General features: G+C 63.1%; 18 protein-coding genes. 7 read left to right on the top strand and 11 right to left on the bottom strand.

What is annotated here, in order from left to right; all coding sequences use genetic code 11:
• Window positions 1–2: 2 nt before the first annotated feature.
• The gene (gene lptF, locus CK220_RS17540; RefSeq protein WP_095812732.1) at window positions 3–1,202 is read right to left on the bottom strand and encodes an LPS export ABC transporter permease LptF; all 1,200 of its coding nucleotides are present in this window, start codon (window positions 1,200–1,202) and stop codon (window positions 3–5) included.
• A 349-nt stretch (window positions 1,203–1,551) separates the two neighbouring features.
• Here lptF and CK220_RS17535 point away from each other — a divergent pair, with 349 nt between their 5' ends.
• Window positions 1,552–3,078, top strand: a complete 1,527-nt coding sequence (locus tag CK220_RS17535) for a leucyl aminopeptidase (RefSeq protein ID WP_095812731.1) — start codon at window positions 1,552–1,554, stop codon at window positions 3,076–3,078.
• 9 nt (window positions 3,079–3,087) lie between these two features.
• Window positions 3,088–3,537 (top strand): DNA polymerase III subunit chi, encoded by a 450-nt coding sequence (locus CK220_RS17530; RefSeq protein ID WP_095812730.1) that lies wholly within the window; start codon window positions 3,088–3,090, stop codon window positions 3,535–3,537.
• A 6-nt stretch (window positions 3,538–3,543) separates the two neighbouring features.
• On the opposite strand, the gene CK220_RS32800 is transcribed toward CK220_RS17530, so the two are convergent.
• From CK220_RS32800 to CK220_RS17520, 3 genes are all read right to left on the bottom strand, one after another.
• Entirely contained in the window at window positions 3,544–3,672 is a 129-nt protein-coding gene (locus tag CK220_RS32800) for a hypothetical protein (RefSeq protein ID WP_280952734.1), read from the bottom strand.
• A gap of 58 nt (window positions 3,673–3,730) precedes the next feature.
• Window positions 3,731–4,528: an OmpA family protein gene (locus CK220_RS17525; protein WP_141245159.1), complete on the bottom strand. Its 798-nt coding sequence runs from the start codon at window positions 4,526–4,528 to the stop codon at window positions 3,731–3,733.
• 84 nt (window positions 4,529–4,612) lie between these two features.
• Window positions 4,613–7,813 carry a DUF6212 domain-containing protein gene (locus tag CK220_RS17520; protein WP_141245158.1) on the bottom strand — a complete coding sequence of 1,067 codons (3,201 nt, stop codon included), beginning with the start codon at window positions 7,811–7,813 and terminating at the stop codon, window positions 4,613–4,615.
• A 294-nt stretch (window positions 7,814–8,107) separates the two neighbouring features.
• Between CK220_RS17520 and CK220_RS17515 the strand changes: the two genes are divergently transcribed.
• Window positions 8,108–9,061, top strand: a complete 954-nt coding sequence (locus CK220_RS17515) for a glycosyltransferase family 2 protein (RefSeq protein WP_176479118.1) — start codon at window positions 8,108–8,110, stop codon at window positions 9,059–9,061.
• Window positions 9,062–9,097: 36 nt separating this feature from the next.
• Here the strand turns inward: CK220_RS17515 and CK220_RS17510 are convergent, their stop codons facing one another.
• A complete protein-coding gene (locus tag CK220_RS17510; RefSeq protein ID WP_141245157.1) occupies window positions 9,098–9,388 on the bottom strand; it encodes a hypothetical protein in 291 nt (96 codons plus the stop codon).
• Between the two features lie 151 nt (window positions 9,389–9,539).
• Window positions 9,540–12,230: a DUF6212 domain-containing protein gene (locus tag CK220_RS17505; RefSeq protein WP_095812725.1), complete on the bottom strand. Its 2,691-nt coding sequence runs from the start codon at window positions 12,228–12,230 to the stop codon at window positions 9,540–9,542.
• Between the two features lie 278 nt (window positions 12,231–12,508).
• Between CK220_RS17505 and CK220_RS17500 the strand changes: the two genes are divergently transcribed.
• The 3 genes from CK220_RS17500 to CK220_RS17490 all read left to right on the top strand — a co-directional run bounded on the left by CK220_RS17500 (window position 12,509) and on the right by CK220_RS17490 (window position 14,390).
• Window positions 12,509–12,973 carry a hypothetical protein gene (locus CK220_RS17500; protein WP_245429252.1) on the top strand — a complete coding sequence of 155 codons (465 nt, stop codon included), beginning with the start codon at window positions 12,509–12,511 and terminating at the stop codon, window positions 12,971–12,973.
• A 139-nt stretch (window positions 12,974–13,112) separates the two neighbouring features.
• The gene (locus CK220_RS17495) at window positions 13,113–13,853 is read left to right on the top strand and encodes a sulfotransferase domain-containing protein (RefSeq protein ID WP_095812723.1); all 741 of its coding nucleotides are present in this window, start codon (window positions 13,113–13,115) and stop codon (window positions 13,851–13,853) included.
• Between the two features lie 111 nt (window positions 13,854–13,964).
• Entirely contained in the window at window positions 13,965–14,390 is a 426-nt protein-coding gene (locus tag CK220_RS17490; protein WP_176479117.1) for a carbohydrate-binding domain-containing protein, read from the top strand.
• Window positions 14,391–14,418: 28 nt separating this feature from the next.
• Here CK220_RS17490 and CK220_RS17485 read toward each other — a convergent pair whose 3' ends face one another.
• Genes CK220_RS17485 through CK220_RS17475 form a run of 3 tightly spaced genes read right to left on the bottom strand, consistent with a single transcriptional unit; the run spans window position 14,419 to window position 17,433 of the window.
• A complete protein-coding gene (locus tag CK220_RS17485) occupies window positions 14,419–15,402 on the bottom strand; it encodes an NAD-dependent epimerase/dehydratase family protein (protein WP_095812721.1) in 984 nt (327 codons plus the stop codon).
• A 31-nt stretch (window positions 15,403–15,433) separates the two neighbouring features.
• On the bottom strand, window positions 15,434–16,510 hold the full coding sequence (locus CK220_RS17480; protein WP_095812836.1) for a glycosyltransferase family 2 protein: 1,077 nt from the start codon (window positions 16,508–16,510) through the stop codon (window positions 15,434–15,436).
• Window positions 16,511–16,515: 5 nt separating this feature from the next.
• Window positions 16,516–17,433 carry a lysylphosphatidylglycerol synthase domain-containing protein gene (locus CK220_RS17475; RefSeq protein WP_095812720.1) on the bottom strand — a complete coding sequence of 306 codons (918 nt, stop codon included), beginning with the start codon at window positions 17,431–17,433 and terminating at the stop codon, window positions 16,516–16,518.
• Window positions 17,434–17,922: 489 nt separating this feature from the next.
• Between CK220_RS17475 and CK220_RS17470 the strand changes: the two genes are divergently transcribed.
• Window positions 17,923–18,411, top strand: a complete 489-nt coding sequence (locus CK220_RS17470; RefSeq protein WP_245429250.1) for a DUF995 domain-containing protein — start codon at window positions 17,923–17,925, stop codon at window positions 18,409–18,411.
• A 193-nt stretch (window positions 18,412–18,604) separates the two neighbouring features.
• Here CK220_RS17470 and galE read toward each other — a convergent pair whose 3' ends face one another.
• Window positions 18,605–19,738, bottom strand: a complete 1,134-nt coding sequence (gene galE, locus CK220_RS17465; RefSeq protein WP_095812834.1) for a UDP-glucose 4-epimerase GalE — start codon at window positions 19,736–19,738, stop codon at window positions 18,605–18,607.
• A complete protein-coding gene (locus CK220_RS17460) occupies window positions 19,738–20,799 on the bottom strand; it encodes a UDP-glucuronic acid decarboxylase family protein (protein ID WP_095812719.1) in 1,062 nt (353 codons plus the stop codon). Before CK220_RS17460 ends, galE begins: the two co-directional genes overlap by 1 nt.
• Window positions 20,800–21,285: the final 486 nt, after the last annotated feature.

The following is a 21,285-nucleotide window of genomic DNA, read 5'->3' as shown; positions in this document are numbered from 1 at the left end:
CGTCAGGCTCCCTGGCCGGAGGTGCCGCGCCGGGCGAGCCACAGCTTGAGCGCCGTCCAGCCCTCGCTGACGCGGCCGGCGAGATTCGTCATCCAGTCGGCCCAGGCGGCGGGCAGTTCCATGCTCCGCGACGAGACGATGAACCAGGCGGAGACCCCCGACGCCACGATCGGAACGGCGTAGACCATATAGGCGTAGTACCAGACCTTGTCGGCCTTGCCGGCGGCGAAGAAGCCAAGCCAGCGGACGAAAAGGGCGATTGCGATTGCCGTGATCAGCGGATGGATGCGCGCCTCGCGGTGCGAGCGCGCATCGCCTGCGACCGCAAGCGCGATCAGCGCGAAGACCAGCGAATAGGACCATTCGGAGAAGCGCTGGTTGACCTCGGCCGTATAGCTGCCCGGATTGCGCTGGTACATCTTGTCGTTGGGATCCGGGTCGAGCAGGTATGGCGTCGTCCGGTCCTTGGGCAGCAGCGTGATCTCGTTCGCCGCCGACATGAAGGCCGATAGGTCGAAGGCGTAGGAGGTGAAACGGATGACGGAAAGGTCACCGGTCGCCGATTTGCGGTTGATGACGCCGTCATTCATCATCAGCACCTTCTCGTCGCCTTTTTCGACGATGCTGCCGGTCTTTGCGTAATAGGTGAGGTTGGCGCCTTCCTCGCGCGAATCGGCGACGAAGATGCCGCCGAGCTTGTTGTCGGGGAGCCGTTCGCCGATCTGCAAGAACAGGCCGTCGTCGATTTTGCGGAAGGTGCCTTCCTGGATGATCAGCGACAGAAGGTCGGCGCGCGAGGCCGCCACCAGCTGCCGGTTCTTCTGCCTGGCATAGGGATCGACGCCGTTATCGACGGCAAAGGAAAAGACGCTGGCCGCCAGCGCCAGCAGAAGGATCGGCCGCGCGATCGCCCAACGCGAGGCGCCGGCGGCGTTGATCACCGCCAGCTCCGAATCCGTGTTCATGGCGCTCAGCGTCTGCGCCACCGCGACCACCAGCGCGAACGGCACCACGATCGGGACGATCGAGGGGATGATCAGCGCCGCGACTTCGAAGAAGGTCAGCGCCGACTGACCGCTGTCGGTGACGAGGTCGATCTTGGCGAGCACCTGCGTCGTCCACACGATCGCCAGAGTCCACGCCAGCGCCGCCAGGAACATCGCGGTAGCGCGACGCATGATGTAGCGTTCAACGACCTTCATGAAGGCTTTTCTCGATTGTGCCGAACGGCATCATGCCCGCCGACAAGGTAGTCATCCGCCGACGCCTGCACAACCGGGTCCATAGGCGGCTCATCTGGTTTGTCCTCTCCATGCCACGCGCCCGGCGCGGCGGAGTCTCCGCGTCAATGAATAAGAAATGCGAAACATTGATGGTTAACAATAGGTTGCGGCATGAAGCTTGCGTTCGGCCGCGACGAATCCTTGGTTGGTTTCGGCGCCGATATAGACAGCGATTTCGGCCAAAGTCTTGCCAAATGGCCGAAAACGACCAAATGTCGCGCACACTTGAAAGCCGGTTCGCGGCGCCTCACCCCGAAAGCAGGATCTGATGACTTCGAGACCTTCGATTGCCTTCGCCAAATTCGCCGCGCCCAAGAAAGGCAGCGTCTTCGTGCTTGCGACCGACGGCGGCGGCCTTGGCGAGGCCGCGAAGGCTTGTGACCCGGCTGGCGCATTGGCGCGCGCGTTTCCGGTCGCCGATTTCTCCGGCAAGTTCGCGAGCTCGGTAGAAGTGCTGGCGCCGGAAGGGACCTCTGTCGACCGGCTGGTGGCGGTCGGCGCCGGCAAGGTCGCGGGCCTCGACGACTACGCCTGGCTGAAGCTCGGCGGCGCGGTTGCCGCCGCGCTGCGCAAGGCTGTGGAAGTCGCTGTCATCCTCGATCTTCCGGACCTCCAGCCGGACGGCAGGCAGGCGGCGCACCTTGCCGCCGGCATCCTCCTGCGCAGCTACGGCTTCGACAAATACAAGACCAGGAAGGACAAGGAAGAAGGCCAAACCGACGCCAAGGGGGCGGAGAGCAAAAAGGCCGAATCCGCAAAGCCGGCCAAGATAACCATCCACTGCGCCGACCCTTCCGCCGCCAAGAAGGCCTTCGCCGGGGAAGAGGCCGTCATCGACGGCGTGCTGCTTGCGCGCGATCTCGTCAACGAGCCGGCCAATACGCTCGGTCCGGTCGAGTTCGCCGCTCGCGCGAAGGAACTGGAAGGCCTCGGCGTCGAGGTTGAGATCCTCACCGAGAAGGAGATGAAGAAGCTCGGCATGGGCTCGCTGCTTGGCGTCGCGCAGGGCTCGCCGCGCGGCGCCCGCATGGCCGTCATGCAATGGAAGGGCGGCAAGGCCAAGGACGCGCCGATCGCCTTCATCGGCAAGGGCGTAACCTTCGACACCGGCGGCAATTCGATGAAGCCGGCCTCCGGCATGGAGGACATGAAGGGCGACATGGGCGGTGCCGCCGCGGTCACCGGGCTTATCCGCGCGCTGGCCGCCCGCAAGGCCAAGGCCAATATCGTCGGCGTCATCGGCCTGGTCGAGAATGCCGTCGACGGCCATGCGCAACGCCCGGGCGACATCGTCACCTCGATGTCGGGCCAGACGATCGAGGTCTTGAACACCGACGCCGAAGGCCGCTTGGTGCTCGCCGACGCGCTCTGGTACACCAACGATCGCTTCAAGCCGAAATTCATGGTCAATCTGGCGACGCTGACCGGCGCCATCATGGTCGCGCTTGGCCAGCATTATGCCGGCCTGTTTTCCAACAATGACGAGCTGGCCGGCAGGCTTTTCGGCGCCGGCCAGGCGACGCAGGAGCGGCTGTGGCGCATGCCGCTTGGCGCCGAATACGACAAGCTGATCGATTCCAAGAATGCCGACATGAAGAACATCGGCGGCCGCTATGGCGGCGCCATCATCGCCGCGCAGTTCCTGCAGCGTTTCGTCAAGAACACGCCCTGGGCGCATCTCGACATCGCTGGCACCGCGATGGGCGCGCCGGCGAGCGAGATCAACCAGTCCTGGGGTTCCGGCTTCGGCGTGCGGCTGCTCGATAGGCTGGTGCGCGATCACTACGAAGGATAGGCTTCGGGGATGGCCGACATCCTGTTCTACCACCTGACGGAATCGACGCTTGAGGAAGCCCTGCCGGGCCTGCTCGAGCGCAGCGTCGAGCGCGGCTGGCGCGCGGTCGTGCAGACCGGCACCGAGGAGAGGCGCGACGCGCTCGACCAGCATCTGTGGACGTTTCGCGACGACTCTTTCCTCGCGCATGCCACAGACCGCGAAGCCCATCCGGCCGAGCAGCCTATCCTGCTCACCACCGGCGAGGGTAACCCCAACGCTGCCCAGATCCGTTTCCTGGTCGATGGCGCCGCGCCGCCCGAACTCTCCGGCTACGAGCGCGCCGTCTTCCTGTTCGACGGACATGACGCGGCGCAGCTCGAAAGCGCGCGCAGCCACTGGAAGACGATGAAGGAAGCCGGCCACGCGGTGACCTACTGGCAGCAGACGCCCGACCGCCGCTGGGAGCGCAAGGCGTGAGGCTGGTCAGCCGCCGCTTATCGTCACCTTGTTGATTTTCGTGCCGGGTGGAAGGTCCTTCACCTGTCGGTGGATTTGGCCGGCGATATGCACTTTGACCACGAAGAAAGTCTTCTTGATCTGCTCAACGGACACTTCCCCTCCGGGCACGGGTGGCTTTTCAAAGTCGTCACATTCGACGGCGGCAGGCGCGCTACATCAGCGATGCGGTGGCCATGCGGTTTTTGGCTGTATTCGGCTTCTTGTCGCCGACATACTCAACATTCGTGTCGATGAGGCGGTCGCTGTCGATACCGGCCGCGCTCAGAATGTCCATGATTGCCTTGACCCGCTGTTTGGCGAGATTCTTGTTCGCCTTTGCCGCATTGGCGCCCGTGATTTCCTTGGCGGCCAACGCCGTCAGTTCCACGTTGCAACGCGTGTCTTTGATGCTGGCGGCGAATTTCTCGAGGTCGCGTTTGACCGGGGGTGAAATCATCGAGGATCTGCTGTCGAAGAAGAGGGCGACCTGGACCGGGCTTCGCTTTTCATACTGCCGGCAGGAGATCCCTTGCTTCGGCAAGGTGTACAGGATAGCGCTCCGCGCCTGGTTCTTATCGGTGGCGCTATCGTCGACCCAATGAGAAAGCGCCAGCACCATTTCGGGCTTGACGCCCTGCGCTTTCAAAAACGCGCTTGTGGCGTTCAGCCTTTGGCCGGCAATGCTGTCCGCCTTGTCGTACGCGCCTTCCTTGCTGGCCGTCGCGTAGAGCCGGTAGCCGCAATCGCGACCGGCGTCCTTGACGAATGCCGCCAGCCCTTTCGCGGTTTCGTCGGAAATCTTGCCGTCGCCCTTTTTGAACAGGACGCGGTACGAGTTCCACTGGGTGCACTTCGGCCCGACGTCGCGCTCCTGGGCGGCGGCTGTGAAAAATGCCGCGCTGAGGGGAATGATGAAAAGACCCAGGACAAGGCCGACAATACTTTTCATTTCTTTGGCCCCCTTCCACACTGACCCGATCTGTTCTTATCGCACTTCGCCCCCGTGATTCGCACCCCTGAAGGTCACGTTCGCGCGATGGCGGGCTCCCGCCCTTCAGTCCCACACGAGTAGCAATTTGCGCCAGAAGGCGTTGGACGGCATCGGCTTCGAACCGCGCGGCAGTTTGATGGCCAGATAGATGGTCAGCCATTTGCGGTCGATCTCACGGACGGAAACCTTCAAATCGTGCAACTCGAATGGCTTCGAAATCCGCGTCCATCCAGAGAACGCCAGGGCGCCGACCGGCGCGTCGTTTTTCCAGACCAGTTTTTCTTCCGGCCGGCCCAGCGCCATGGCGAACTCGAACGGCGAGGCATCCTCGTGGGCGATCTCCACTGAGGCGATGACACTGCGGGCAAAGGTTGGGAAAGTCGAATTGAGGGCGGCGACAACCGGGCCATGGATGCTCGGCCGCAAGAAGATGCCGCCATTGTCCCCGGCGACCAGCAATGCCGGCAACTCGGACGGATAGTTCGTTACAAGCGCTGCGCGCTTCAGCTCCTCGCCGGTCAGCCGCCGCATGCGCTGACGCTCTTGCGGCGCGTTGAGACGCGGGTGCTTCCCGCCGGTCGAAACCACATTTCGGACCTGAATGCTTGAAAAGCCTCCGAGCACCCGTGCGTCCGGCCGATTGCCGCCGCATCTGACCGCGAGCAGCAGGTCGCGTCTGCCGGGAGCAGGCGAATTGACGCCCGTCGCGATCTCGCGTGGTTCGTGCGGGCGGCTGACATCGGCCCAACCGTTCCCGCCATCCTCGAGGAGCCGGGCGAGCTGGTCGAAGGTCTGGTTTTCCGCGTCCACGATGGCGATCTGAAACTGCGCCGGCCCCGTCAGTGCCTCGTCGAGATAGACCCAGCAGCTCGCGCTGATCGTTCCCGCCGGACAGACGCCCTTCAGCAGCGCCATTGAGACGGTGCCGGCGCTGGCCTGGACAAACAGCTGGTCCGGCGATTGCTCGACATAGCTCAAGAGATCCGCTTCGGCAGCCGGATGCGAGCCGACATGGGCGCGGCGCAGGGCTTCGACCGGGAGGTAGCGTTCGCTGTACAGGGAGGAATGGAGTTCCGGCACGGTTTCTTCGGCGGCGGCGTTGAGCAGTTCGACGACGCCCAGCGTGAAGTCGGACCGTCCGGCGTGGGCGAGCAGCGAAATGGCCGTGTCGGCCCTGCCTTCTCGCGCCGCAATCTCGGCCAGCAACTGCACTGCGTCCGCGGAGTTGGGGGAAGCTGCGCTCAGCCGCAGATACCGCTCGTCCTTGACGCGCAGTTCAAGGTTCCAGAGGTTGAGGTCCTTCTCATGATCGGCAGTGTTCGAGCTGATGCCGAGCTGCACGAACATGTCGGTGTGCGCGAACTTGTACTTTCGAAACACATCGATGATCGGCCGGCGGTTCCTCAGCCACTCGGCATTGCGGTTCATCCCGGCCGGCGAAGACCGGTACCAGTACAGCGGCTCCGGCACGGTGACGATTTCCAGACCCGCGAGATCGGCGCGCAGGAAGAATTCCCAATCGCTCGCCGAAAAGCCGCGCTCCTCGTTGAGGTAGCCAATCTTGTCGAACACTTCGCGCCGGAACATCGCATTGGCATCACCGTATGGATTGGTGATCAGCGCGATGTCCGGCGGACCGCCGACCGGAAAGTAGAGCATATAGCCGCTCTTGGTGTCCGGCGGCACGAAAGGCTCGTTGAGCCACTTGGCGAAAGTCGTGCAGATATCGGCACCGGCTTTTTGCATGCCGGTCACCAACGTGCTGACCGCGTTGGGGAAGAGGGCGTTGTCGTCGTCCAGGAACAGGATCAAGGACCCCTTGGCGGCGCGAATACCGGTATTGCGCGCCTTGCCGAGGAAGCCGTTCTTCTGCCGGATGATCCGCCAGCCGCGCTGCTCGAACCCGGGCTCGATCGCGTTGAGCAGCCGAATTGCGTCCGGATCCGTGCTGCCGTCATCGACGACGATCAGTTCGATATTGGGGTAGTCCTGGCGCCGGACCGATGCAATCGCCTGCGGCAACAGGCGCGCCCGATTGTAGTGCGCCGTGATTATGGATACGAGCGGCGGTCGGTTGCGGTTCCGGCTTGGGCCGTCGGCTTTGGCCGGATGCCGGCATAGTTTGGCGTGCAGTTTGCTCCAGGCCTTCTCGCGCGCTTCCCGGTCAAGCAACGGCTTTGCCGGACCGAACGATCGGCTCTCGAACACAGATTGGATCTTGGCCGCGATCGCCGAAGGGGATGCCTGCATCATGACCGCCTCGGCGGATTCCGGCTGAAGCAGCCCGCGTATGCTGCCGACGTCCGTCGTGACGAAGGGGATCTCCTCGTCAAGGCACGTCACCACATCCAGCGGGAGCTGCGCGGCCGAGTGCGTGATTGCCACCAGCGCATGGCTTTGCCGCAGATAACGAAATATCTCGGGCTCGTCCCGGATGGGCAGCAGCTTCAGCTTGAACGGCCACTGCCGGGCGCGCCGCAGGATCATGCCGCCCGAATGCTCGCCGAGCACATGATCAAAGGCGCCGACGATCGTCACGGCCAGGTCCGTCACGCCATTCTCGGCCAGGCGATCCAGTGCGTCGCAAAACAGCGTCAGTCCGCTTCGCGTCTCGGTGCCTGAGAAATGAACCACCTCGGCGGCCGGCTTTTCCCGGGGCCGGTAATGATCGACGGCGAAGTTCGAACGCCACTCCTCAGGCTCCAGCGGCGTCGCGATGTGGTGGCTGGCCGGCGGTCTCCACCCCGCCTTCGTCATCCAGTCGAGCAGGGACTGGCCGGTGACCACAAGATGGTCGCAGGTCTCGGCGGAGGTCCTCTCCATATGGGCGACGGTCATCTGCTCCTTGCGTTCGATCGCCCTGGCGTTAGCCTCCAGATCCCACATGAGCGGCTCATGCGCGAGCACCACGAGGATCGGAGGGTCGGCAAAGACACCCGTGCGCTTGGCGACGGTGGGGAAATGCGCCAGCCCGCCTTCAAGCGCGAAATAGACGACATCGAAGGGATTCTGCTTGAGGTAGTGGTAGACGGCTACGGAATTCTTGTCGCTGGACTCCAGGCCACGCAGCAATTCGGGTGACCGCGGCAGCAGTTCGAGCCGCACCAGGAAATTATCGAAGCTCCATTTGGCGAGCCTGTCGATTTCCTGCTCGTCGGGCTGGCTGCCGAGCGGGCTCGGCACCCATAGCAGCGTGACGGTGTCGCCGATTTTCGCCAGGTGCTGGGCCAGCGCATACGTCGCCGACCCTGGATCAGCGGTCACTGTCGAGCCGAACTCGACTTCGGAAACGACACACACCCTGCGGGGTTTGTGGCTTGACTGCCGCTTAGGCGTAGAGATGGCGCCCGTCTTCGAACCAATCTTCAATCGGTCCCCCTCGATCCTCAGCCGCAGCAGTCTCGCCGACAGGTGGATAACACTTTGATAATTGTCTGACGGGGATAATCATCGAAAGCCTGCCCAGGCTCCTCGCGCAAACCGCATTTGATTGGCGTCCGCATGCTTGCCCATCGACCTCCAAAACACCTTGAGCGGCTGGACCATAGGCCGCTTGACGTGCGCAAGGACGAGATTCTGTGCTTCGTTGCACTGCGCAACGAGAGGACGTTGCTGCCGCATCTTCTCGAACATTATCGAAGGCTCGGAGTCGACCGGTTCTTCTTTCTGGACAACGGCTCGACGGACGGGACGAGAGAACTGGTCCTGGAGCAGCCGGACAGCCATTGTTTCCACACGGAGGGGTCGCATTTCGCCGAGAACATCACTCCGCCGCGATGGATCAACACATTGATGCGCGTGTTCGGTTCCGGCCACTGGTGTCTGTCCGTCGATGCCGACGAGCTTCTCGTCTATCCCGATCTCGAGCGGGTGAGCCTGCGCCGGCTTCTCACCTATCTCGAGTCGACCGGCGCCGAAGCTGTGATCGGATCCATGATCGACATGTACGCCGACGGCCCGTTGGCAGAGTGCAGCTACGACGGCAGCATCCCTCTCGTGGATGCTTCCCCCTATTTCGATCCGGAGCCAGGGTGGTTGCGCGCGCGGGATGGACTTTATCCTCCCGAGCAAATGTTCGGCGGGGTGCGCGAGCGCGTCTTCTGGCGCGGCCGCTTCAAGCAGACCTTTCCACCGTGCCTGACCAAGGTGCCGATCGTGCGGTGGAGCAGGGACACACACTATCACGCGGCGCAGCACACTATCAGCAAGGTGCGGTTCAGCGAACTCCGCGTCGCGCTGCTGCACTTCAAATTTGTTTGGGGCTTCCAGCAGAAATCGGCATCCTCTCTAGGCGAGAACGCGCAACTGAAGGAAAAGACGCTCGAAGAGCGCGCCGCCTATATGGAGGCCTTGGAGCGCAATCCGAAACTCTCGCTTCGCAACGACCGGTCCATCCGCTATCGCGGCGACACTGCCCAGCTCGTGGAACTCGGCTGGATGAAAACCTCGGATCGCTACGCCGAATTCGTCGCGACGGGCAGGCCGCGGTTGCACGAAACCGCGGCCACCTGATCTGACGATCTATTGAGCGGAAAATGCGGCCGGCAACTATCCGCCGTAGCGGCCGCCGCCATCCCCGCCATTGCCGTTCCCACCGTCCCCGGCAAACTGCGACAGGCTGTTGAGAGCCAGCGCTTTGCAAGCCGTCGGCGCGTTCGGATAGCGGTGAAGGTAATCCTCGAGCGCCTCGATGGTGCCGATCTTGAGAGCCTGCTCGCAGGCGAGCTCGGCTTCCTTGATGGGAGCAACTTCGATCTGCGCCTGCGCCGCGTTGGAAAATGCGACACTCAACCCAAGCAGGCTAAGCCCACCCAAAAGTAACGATTGGACCTTACGCATAACATACCCCGTCCTGTACACACCCCATAGCCACTTGATAGTATTAGCATGTTAGCAATTTGTCAACCATAACAACATGTCACCGGGGTCCTGTTCGAGGGGAAGACGCCGTTGACCTCAAGCGCGGTCGCGCCGGTCTCTCGAACCGCATTCAATCGCTGATAAGGGTCAGTTCTCGGAAGAATGCGTTGGTTGGAAAACCATTGGGAAGTCCCGCGAAACGCACCGCAAGAATGATCGATAGCGGCATCTTGCGCCGCACGCGAAGCGTCGTCACCAGGCGGTGGCGCGCGAACTTTTCCCGCACGGTCATCCAGCCCGAAAAGACGATCGTCTGTGCCGCGAGATCCCGCTGCCAGTCTATCCTCTGATCGGGGCGGGCGAGGGCCAGGCCGAAGTCGATTGCCGGTGCGTCGGCATGCGCGACTTCGACTGTTGCCTCGAGCCCGCGGAAGAACGGCGGGAATTGATGATCGAGCGATGCGGCGACTGAGCCTTCCGCGTGCGGGCGCAGGAATATCCCCCCGCCATCCCGCGCCACGAGAAGCAATGGGAGATCCGAGGCGCGCGACGTGAGAAGCCTGGCGCTCCTTAGCGCTTGATAGGCGAGGCTGTGCGAACCGCCGGCCCCGTCAACCTCGTCGGAAGCATCTTCACCAGTCTTGGCGGGCCCCCGTTCAAGCAGGATCGCAGCGGTATCGGGGCGACCCGCCGATGCGGCGATAGCAGCAAGTTTCTCGATGGCCGCAGCGCTGTTCGGTTCGAGATCGCAGAGTTCGAGATACTCTCGATAGGCGGGAACGTATCTCAGGTTTTCGCGCGCGCTGTCGATTTCAGACCGCGCCGTGTTCTGGGCGATGGCCAACTGATAAAGCAGCCGGGCGCCGTCGAAATGCTGCGACCCGAACGCCTCTATGAGGGGGCAGCGATTGTCGTACCAGTTCGAGGTCCGGAACATCCCGTCCGGTTTCGAGCGGTACCAATAGAGCGGCTTCGGAATTAGCCGGACCTTCAATCCGGCAAGCGAAGCTCGCGCAAAGAATTCCCAGTCGTGCATGGCATAACCTGGTTCCTCGATCAGAAAGCCGATCTGCGAGAAAACCTCGCGGCGCACCATCGCATTGGCGTCGCCGTAGACATTGTGGATCAGGCCGAGCGCGTCGGGGCCGCCGAGCGGCAGATACTGGATCAATCCGTCGGCCCGGTCCGCGGGAACGAAATCCTCATAGAAGATCAGTTGGAAGGCAGTGCAGATATCGGCGCCGGATGCCGCCATGGCGCGGACGAAATGCTCGACGGCTTCCGGAAAAAGCGCATTGTCGTCGTCCACGAACAGGATGAGCTCGCCGCGCGCGGCGCGAACGCCGGCATTTCGCGCGGCGCCAAGGTGTTTGTGCGGCCGGCGCAAAATCCGCCATCCGCGTTGACGGAACGTCGGCTCCAGCGCGTCCAGCAGTCGCTTCGCCTGATCCTCGTCGCTGCCGTCATCGACAAGCACCAGTTCCAGCCGGTCATAGGTCTGTGCCTCGATCGCCGCGATCGCCTGCTTCAGAAAGAGTGGCCGGTTGCGATGCGCCATGACGATCGACACCAGCGGCGATGTCGAGGCCTGCTTGCGTTTGCTCCGCGCCGACGGCGGCGTGTCGCGCGTGTCCAGCCAGGCCTGCCTGCACCGGCCAAGCAGGTCGATGCGTTGCGGCCGTGGCGGCTCGTCAAGCGCGGCCAGGAGCGATCGGGCCAACTGGCCCGCTTCGGGCTCGGCCAATTGAGGTTGCCTCGCCTCCGGGTCCCATGTCTCGGCATTCGCGCCGACATTGGTGGCCACGAATGGCAGCCCTGCCGCAATCAATGTCGCGACGGCGGCGCCGGTCGACGCGGCGAGCGAGGGTATGACCGCCAGGGCGCCGTGGCGCTCGACATAGTCGAGCTTCGCACTGGGCTCCGCAGCCGGCAAAAGCTTGAATTTGAACGGCCATTTCTCGGCGCGGCGCAAAAGCAGTCCGCCGCTGTGCTCGCCCATGATCTTGCCGAATGGACCGAACGCGGTGACGGTCAGCGCTTCGGGCGCCGATTGCGCGAGGATGTCGAGCGCATCGCAAAGCAGCGTCGGGCCATAGCGAAAGCGCGCCGCGGACAAGACGGCGATCTCGCGCGCGTCTCCGCGGTCGGGCGTCGGCAGCGCGGCGGCCGGCCCGATGCCGGCCGACAACGGCACCATCGGCATCACTGCCGCCCTGCGGACCTTCCAGCCTTTCGACAGCATCCACTTGCGCAGCGCGGCAGACGCACAGATCGTCCTGTCGGCGGTCTCGGCGCAATATTTTTCCATATAGGCGATGGAGATCGCCTCGGTGCTTGCCATAAAGCTCTTGTCGGCCTCATGCACCCACTCCTCCGGAGCGTGGGCGAAGACAACGACCGGCGGGAGCGCAGTGGCCGCGGTTTCTGCCGCCAGCAGCGTGTAGTACGCCAATCCGCCCTCGAGGGGCGCGTAGACCAGATCGTAACTGGACCGTTCGAGATGATGCAGCAGCGCAGCGGAGCGGCTTTCGGGCGTCGCCAGCGAGGGAAGCAGCTGGTCGGACCGGTCGAGAACCTCCAGTTTGACCGAGGCGGCCTCGAACTCCGCCCGGCGGGCCGCCACCTCCTCCGTGGATGGCACGTCCCGGCCGGCAACCCACAACAGCGTGACGTCGTCTCCGTTTTCAGCGAAGAGCCTGGCAAGTTCGTCGGGCATCGTCGAGTCGTCAATGTCGGCGTCGCGGCGGATCGCTTGCGCGGCCACGCAGATGCGGCGACGTTCACCACCCGGCCCCAACGGCTTCAGCTTGCTTCCGGCCATTGCAGCTTCCCTTAACCCAATTCGGCTAACAACGCCTTTCGCTATCCTGCCTTCTAGTCGCGCCGGATTTACTTTTCAGTGATCATCCTTCTGCGCCTTTGATAAACCAAGGCAATCAAGCGGCTCCTAAAAAGACTGTACAATCAGGCAACTGTTACAAGTTTATCGACGCAGCATAACCAATGTTTACGCCTCCCGGCTAACCGTTCACGGCATAGCAGGAGGCGCAAATGAAAACGATAATGAAGTTTATCGCTGCGCTCGCCTTGACGGGCGCGATGATCTCGACGAGCTCGGCAGACCAATTGCTGCGTCCGCGCATGAATCTCGGCAAGAGCTACGTCAAGACGATCAGCGGCGACCGCGGCGGCTATGTGATCGACTACGCTATCCGTGCCTTGAAGATGCGGCGCAGTGGCGGCTTCGTGCGGTTTGATGGCGCGTGCGATTCGGCCTGCACCCTCTATCTGTCGATGCCCAAGAGCAAGATGTGCGTCACGCGCAACGCATCGTTCGGCTTCCATTTGCCCTATGGCGCCGGCGCGCGGGGCAATCAGGTGGCCGCGAATTTCATGATGAAGAACTATCCCGGCTGGGTTCGCGGGTGGATCGCCAAGCGCGGTGGGCTGACGAACTCCGTCGCGACCATGAGATACGCGGATGCGAGCCGCTTCCTGCCGACTTGTCCAACGGAACGGGGTACTATCGCGAGTCTCAGCCCAACGCGCCTGCGTGGCGGTTGATCCTCCGACTGGCGCTGGAGCAATCACGACGGCGGGTGCTTCACGGCGCTCGCCGTTGCCGATTCTTGCAGCGGTGCGCAATTGAACCGAAAGATCATTGGTGTATTTTTCGGGCATGACATGATTGGGCCTGGTACGAATGCAGTCTTGCCAGAACTTTGTGCTGATCGCTTCACCACGAACCGGCTCTCAAGCGCTCAATCGCCATCTCAACCAATATGACGGGATGGTCCTGCACGGCGAAATCTTCAATCCGAGCTTTGTCGGCTTGCGCCATGACTACCACGAGAAAATCGATCTGCCGCGCGATCGGGTCGATTTGCGAGATGCCGAGCCGGAGCAGTTCATCGCGCGCATTTTCGACGATCCGTCGGCTCGCTTCGTCGGTTTTCACATATTTCCCGACCAGACGCGCGCGGCCATACTCCCCGTGCTGGAAGATGAAAGCGTCAAGAAGCTCTGGCTTGTCAGGAATCCGATCGCGTCCTTCGTCTCGCTGCTCGAAGCGGAAGCATCCGGAGTATGGATAGTCCATGCCACCGATCCGTTCGCAGCCGACAGCCCCAGAAAGAAGGTGCATTTCGACATAGACCGTTTCAACGCGTTTCTGCGCGAGCTGAATCTGTTTCGCGCAAAGATCAGATCCGTGCTGTTCGAGACCCGACAGCCGTATTTCCCGATCCACTATAGCGACATCGGCGATCCACTCGTTGGCAATGCAATCATTGCCTATCTCGGCGGTTCCCAGCGACTGGACAACTTCGAGACCGAGATCCTTAAGCCGCCGCAGCGGCCTTTCGTCGACCGCATCGAGAATTACTGGGAATTCGTGACCTATTTCAGGGCAGTCTCGACGGACGATCTGTACGCTTTCGGCTGATGCGTCAGATGGGCGGGCCCATGAATGCGCTATCGACTGCTGCAGAGGCGGCGCGTAAGCGAGCTGGTCGCTGCCGCGGAGAACGACGCGGGGCACTGCACAGCCACAAGCGTGGAGATCGACGCGGCCGGCACCGATTACCAGGGTCAGCCTCGCTTCGACGTCTTCGCCGGCGCCAAGCGCCTTGGCGAGATCGCCGTCCAGGGTAAGGAGAGCAAGGCCTCGACAGGCGAGCAGCGCGTGGCGGAACTGACGGAGGCGGCCGTCGAGGCGCAACCGTTCCACATCGACCTCAGCGGCGGGCTCAATCCAAAGACGATCGAAATTCGCTATGTCAACGACCAGCGGGCCGGAGACGGCCGGCCCGGCGATCGCAACCTTTTCATCAGGAGCATCAAAGTGAACGGGCAGCCTGTGCCCAACAGCAAGCTGCACGTCGACGAGCAATCCCATGGCTACACCGACGACAGCGGAACCGCCATGTATACCAATGGCTCGCTATGGGTCAGCGGCCCTTTTATCGAAGGATGCAGTTAGGGCAGGGCATCGGTGGCAGCGCTTCGCCTTACCGCTTGCCGTCCGGCCGCCATTCCCGCCGGTACCAGTCGACGAATTTCGCCAGTCCTTCCTCGATCGGCACTTTCGGCTTGAAGCCGATGTCGCGCTCCAGCGCGCTTGTGTCGGCATAGGTTTTCTCGACATCGCCGGGCTGCATGGGAAGATCCTCACGGATCGCCTCAACGCCGAGCAGCCCTTCCAGCGTCTCGATGAAGCGGCCGAGATGCACCGGCTGGCTGTTGCCGATGTTGTAGATCCGGTGGCGCTCGCCGCCGGCCGCCGGCGGCTTGTCGAGAACCGCGATCACGCCGTCGACGATGTCGTCGACATAGGTGAAATCGCGCCACATCTCGCCATGGTTGAAGACGCGGATCGGCTTGCCGGAGAGCATCGCCTCGGTGAAGATCCAGGCCGCCATGTCCGGTCGTCCCCAGGGGCCATAGACGGTGAAGAAGCGCAAGCCGGTCTGCGGCAGCCCGAAGAGATGCGAATAGGTCGAGCTGATCAGCTCGTCCGCCTTCTTGGTCGCCGCGTAGATCGACACCGGATTGTCGACGCGGTCGGTTTCCACGAACGGCACCTTGGTGTTGCCGCCATAGACCGAGCTCGACGAGGCATAGACCAGATGCGTGATCTCGGGCGATGCACGGCAGAGCTCCAGCACCTCGAGATGGCCGGCGATGTTGGCGTGGATATAGGCGCGCGGATTTTCGAGCGAATAGCGCACGCCCGCCTGGGCGCCGAGATGCACGATGCCGCTCAGCAGCGTTCCCTCGAGCTTCGCTGCCAGCGCGCCCGGCTCGGCTATGTCGAGCTGGAGGAACGAAAATCCGCTCCGGCCGGAAAGCCTGGCGAGCCGTGCCGCCTTCAATGCCGGGTCATAGTAGGCGTTCATGCTGTCGACGCCGACAACGGAGTCGCCGCGGGCGAGCAGGCGCTGGCAGACATGGCTGCCGATGAAGCCGGCGGCTCCGGTCACAAGGATGGTCATGCGCGGACCTCGAATGAGGGCAGGGGCGGGATCATTTCCGTCTCGGGGCTTTCTTGGCTTGCGCCGGCGGGCTCGGCCAACGCCAGCCATCGCCTTCGCCAGGCGCGGGCTGCGGGCGCGCCACATAGGCGAGCGAAACATTCGCCTCGAGATAGACGCGCGACAGCATTTCGGCGAGCACGCCCGACGTTACCATCTGCAGGCCGGCGATGACCAGGAAGAAGCCGGTGAACAACATCGGGCGCGTTCCAATGTCCTGTCCGAAAAACACCTTCAAGCTGAACAGGTAGGTGAGGATCAGCGAGCCCAGCACGCCGAACACGATGCCGATGCCGCCGAAGAAATGGCCGGGCCTCGTGCGGTAGCGCATGAAGAAGAACATGAAGACGAGGTCGAGCACCACGCGGAAAGTGCGCGAGATGCCGTATTTCGACTGGCCGTGGATGCGGGCGTGATGCGTGACCACTTCCTGGGCGATACGGCGCGGCGTCGTCACCGTCGCCAGCCAGGCCGGGATGAAGCGGTGCATTTCGCCATAGAGCCTGACGCTGCGGATGACGCTGCCGCGGAACACTTTGAGGCTGCAGCCATAGTCCTTCAGACGCACCCCGGTGACGCGCGCGATCAGCGAGTTGGCGATCCGTGACGGTAGCCGGCGCATCCAGAAACCCTCCTGGCGGTTCTTGCGCCAGCCGGCGACGAGGTCGAGGTCCTCGGTCAGCAGGCGATAGACCATGCGCGGTATGTCGAACGGATCGTTCTGCAGGTCGCCGTCGAGCGTCGCGATGACATCGCCGCGGGCAGCGTCGAGGCCTGCCTGCATGGCCGCCGTCTGCTTGAAGTTGCGCACCAGCTCCACGGCGTGCACATGCGCACCGTATTCGGCCGCCAGGCGGCGAATTTCGTTCGGCGTGGCGTCGGTGCTGCCGTCGTCCACCAGCACCACTTCCCAGGGTTGGCTGTAATTCTCCATCGCCTGGTGGATGCGCACGATCAGCGGCTCGACGTTGTCGGCCTCGTTATACATCGGGATGACGATGGAAAGCTGGTGCTCGGGCATGACGGCGCCGGCAGGCAGCCCCGACTGAGGGATGGGAAGCATGTCCATGGCGATCATTTCCTTGCGGGTCCCGCGGCCGGGTTTTCCGGCAGCGTCGATTTCGAGGGAAATAGCCAGGCGATCGCACCGGTGGCAACGGCCGAGCAGAGGATGAACAGATGCAGTGCCAGCGCCGCCTGCAGGCCGTCCTTCATGGCGATGCCGGAATAGAGCAGCGCCGCCGCGGCGCCCGCCTCGTAGGTGCCGAAGCCGGCGACGCCCTGCACCGGCAGGATGGCGGCGGCCTCGGCACCGACGGCGCCGGGAAAGGCGGTCTGAAAGGAGGTGCCGAGCAGCATGGCGAGCAGCCATCCCTGCACGGCAAGCTTCAGCATCCAGTTGGCAACTGTCCACCACCAGCCGTAGCGCGAGCGCCCCGTGGCCTCGGTGAAGATGTCGCGCAGCTTGCCGAGCTTCGACACGATGCTGCCGCGTCCGGCCCAGTCATGCGGCGCGCGTGCCCAGCGCGGCAGGTACCAGGCGGCGGCAACCAGCGCCGCGATGCCTGCGGCCCTGAGCGCCGGGTGAAGGCCGGGCCACACCAGGCAGGCAAGCACGCCGACGACGAAGGCGTCCTGCAGCCTGAACCACAGGAGCGAAGCGCCGGCGCGCACGATCGAGATGCCGAACACCTGCCGCAACAGCAGCGGGAAGGCGGTCTCGCCGCCGCGGAACGGCACGACGTTGATCATGGCGTTGTGAATCAGGATGACGCGCAGGCAGGCGCCGAAGCGGCCGTTCACCTCGTCGCGGAACTCGTCGCAGACCCGCAGCGCGCGCAGCACATAAGTGACGAACAGCGCCAGCGTCACCGCAGCGAAGGCGCCGGGCGTGATGCTGGCGAAGGCGTCGCCTACCATCTTCCAGCGCGAGTCTGCGGCAAGCCATGCCAGCAGCGCCAGGGTGACGATTATCGAGAATGCTCTTTTCAACCAGTTCTCCGAATGGCGCCGACCGCCGCATTCCGGGTAATTGCTTCGATTTCGAAATCGGCCGCACGGCCGGGGGCCGCTCCACGTCGCCGGCTCCCTTGCCGGTTTCCAATAGCTTGGCGAGGCGCCAAGATTGCGAGCCCTTCCGTGGTCGCCGGCCCGTTCAACGTTTCTGCTCCATCATAAGCGGCCGATCCTATAGACCAGCGGCTTGCTCATCCACAAGCTTTGGCGCGGCCGCAATTACCGTCCGCGGACGATCCTGCCTCGCTGCGACGGGAAGGTTGACACCATTCCTCGAGCGGCAGTTAATATCATGTGGGGGCGGTAGCTGCGCATTGGGATCGAATACCCAATCCGGGTAGTGACGCCAGATCGAAAGGCGTCGTCGACATGTTATCGCTCATCATTCCTGCAGTTCGAAAAATATTGCCGTCCAGACCAGCGCGGAGCGTGAGGTGCCGTCGGTCTGCGCGGCGCGCCGACCTGATGCTTCTGCTCCTCTGCGGAGTGACGCTGTCCGGCGTTGCTCACGCCGCCGGCGCTCGGTCCCCGGCAGCGGCACAAGCAAGCACCACGCCGACGGCGTTTGAGTTGCAGTTGTTCTATGCCGACCGCACCTGGAACTGGGAGGACGGGGCCGCCTATTTCGCCCAGGACAGGCGCATGCGTGCCTGGACATCCAAGCCTGGTTCAACGTCCTTCGCTGAAGGCACATGGCATCTCAGCAATGATGGCAAGATGTGCATGGAGCTCGTCTGGCGGTCCGAGGCCTATACGGCACAGCCCATCCGCACCTGTTTCAGCCATCGCGTCCTGAACGGGACCGTCCAGCAACGGAGGGATCCGGATGGCCGGTGGTACAGCTTCAGGCACGCTTCGGACAATTCGGCCGACGAGCTCAAGAAAATTCAGGCGGGCGATACCAGGAGCGTCGATTTCGAAAAGGCCCGCAAGTTGGTCGATCCCAAGAGTTAGTCGCTGCTGGCGCAAGTCCAGGAAAATGCCCAGAGCGGCTCGCCGTTTCACGGAAACGCCGAACCGCTCTATCTCTTTACTCACGCCATTCCGGACGGAAAACCGCTGCATCTGTTTCCTGGAATTGCTCCAGCAGTTTTCCGCCCGAAATTGTTCCGGCGATCAAATTTAAGAGGCTCGCTGAGACAAGCCCTCAACCCAGCTCAGCGAGCCCACGCCCCGACACATTACTCACAGGGACGACGGCCAGCCGTGCAGGCTGGCGTTTTTCCGCGGCGCTCATGCCGCGCGGCGCGCGCTTCGCACGCGAGACGGCGGCGGACGCGGTGAAAGGCTTCGGCCTCAAGGTCGGCCGCAGCCCGAAGAAGGGCGCTGCCGTCCTGACGATGGTGTCGATATCGGAAAGTTCCGCCACGAATCCCAACTGCTGTTCTGCGAGGCCGGGATCGGCGAACAGCCCGGCCGGGTCGCCGGGCCGGCGCGGTTTGTAGGCGACCGGGACCGGCCGGCCGGTGATGCGGCCGACGGCCTCGAGGATCTCCTTTATCGAGATGCCTCGGCCGGTGCCGAGATTGACGGACAGGCTGACGCCGCCGGCCTCGAGATGCATCAACGCCATGAGATGCGCGCGGGCGAGGTCGCTGACGTGGATGTAGTCGCGCACGCATGTGCCGTCCGCCGTCTCGTAATCGGCGCCGAAGACCTCGATCGCCTCGATCATGCCGGAGGCCGCCATCAGCACCCGCGGAATGAGGTGGGTTTCGGGCGTATGCCACTCGCCAAGCTCGCCCTCGGGATCGGCGCCGCAGGCGTTGAAGTAGCGAAGGATCGCGTATCTCGTTCCATAGGCCGCGGCATAGTCCCTGATAATTTCTTCGCCCATCAGCTTGCTGCGGCCATAGGGGCTGATCGGCTTCTGCGAGGAGGCCTCGCTCACCGGCAATGCTTCCGGCACGCCATAGGTCGCGCAGCTCGAGGAAAAGATCACCTTGTCGATGCCGCTTGCCCGCGCGGCGTCCAGTACGGCGATAGTGCCGCCGACATTGGTCGCGTAGTAATCCGCCGGCGCGCTGACCGACTCGCCGACATAGGCAAGGGCGGCGAAATGGATGATCGCCTGTGGTCTATGAGCGTCGATCGCCCGTTGCAACGCTTCGCGGTCGCGGATGTCGCCGACGACCAGCGGCCCCCAGACGACGGCTTTCTCGTTGCCGCGGCTCAAATTGTCGTAGACCACCGGCAGGTAGCCCGCCGCCGACAGCAGCTTGCAGGCATGGCTGCCGATGAAGCCGGCGCCACCCGTCACCAGAACGGGGCGGCGGGTCATCATGCCGTTGCCTCCCTGACGGTCGATGCCTGGACCGTGCGCGGGGCGATAAACCGGCGGCCGCCCAGGACGGCGTCGAAATAGGCTGTGGTATGGGCGAGCCCTTCGCTCAGCGCAACCTTCGGCTCCCAGCCGAGATGCTGCCTGGCAAACGAGATATCGGGCTTGCGCTGCCTGGGGTCGTCGACCGGCAACGGCCTGTGCACGATGCACGAGCGTGAATTCGTATAGTCGATGACCAGCTCGGCCATTTTCATGACGGTGAATTCGACGGGGTTGCCGAGATTGACCGGGTGCTGGGGGGCCACGCCGGCATTCATCAGGCGCACGAAGCCTTCGATCAGGTCGTCGACGAAGCAGAAGGAGCGCGTCTGCGTGCCGCTGCCGTAGACGGTGATGTCGTCGCCGCGCAGCGCCTGGACGATGAAGTTCGACACCACGCGGCCGTCGTCGGGCCGCATGCGCGGGCCATAGGTGTTGAAGATGCGCGCGACGCGGACATCGATGCCGTATGTCCGGGAGTAATCGAAGAACAGCGTCTCGGCCGAGCGCTTGCCCTCGTCGTAGCAGGAGCGCGGACCGTGCGTGTTGACATTGCCGAAGTAACCTTCGGGCTGCGGATGCACCAGCGGATCGCCATAGACCTCCGAAGTCGAGGCCTGGAAGATCTTGGCGTTGTGGCGCCGCGCGAGCTCCAGAAGGTTGATCGAGCCGAGCACGCTGGTCTTGAAGGTGTGGATCGGATCGGCCTGATAATGCGGCGGAGAAGCGGGGCAGGCGAGATTGTAGATCTCGTCGACAGCAAGGTCCGTCGGCAGCTCCTCGACGATGTCGTGCCTGATGCAGGTGAAAGACGCGTCACGCGCTATCGCTGACAGGTTGTAGCGCTTGCCAGTGTGGAAATTGTCCAGCGCGATGACTTCATATCCATCGGCAAGCAGCCTTTGGCACAGATGCGAACCTAGAAATCCTGCTCCGCCGGCGACCAGCGCGCGTCCTTGATCGGCACGCCTGCGTCCCGGCTTGGTATCCAGCTTCAGAACCTTGATGACCCTACCCATGGCGACCTCATACTCGCACACACCCACGCATCGATCGTTCCGGGCCGGGACAACAGCGCTGCCCGACCAGGTGAAATCATGGCGATCCCTCCGCATGCGCGGAGTCGCCAGAAACGATGTGTTTTTTCTGAGTAAGCGGGGTCGTTGCCGTACGGCTTTATTTGCTGCCGCTCAGCGTCCCTTTGCCCCTAAGTCGCGATCCACGATCATGGTTGCCACCACCGCGGACTGCTCGCCCAAATTGCACACCCAACGCATAGAAAGATATACCTGTGCGCAGCATAGTCAACTAATTTAGAGATTCATTAACCTCACTCTTTTGCGGTTGGTTAACTGTAAGCATAGGCAGGCGCACCTTTCGCGTCATAGAAGGGGTCGGTTCCGGTCCGGTTTCCCGCGCTACGCAAAGCTCTTCGAGCGGGAGCGGCGGAAGCCTTCAAGGTGAAGGACAAGGAACGCATCTGGGGCCGTCTCTCGGGCTCTGGC

This window comes from Mesorhizobium sp. WSM3860 (assembly GCF_002294995.1).
GTDB lineage: Bacteria > Pseudomonadota > Alphaproteobacteria > Rhizobiales > Rhizobiaceae > Mesorhizobium.
This window is presented reverse-complemented; position numbering and strand designations above follow the sequence as displayed.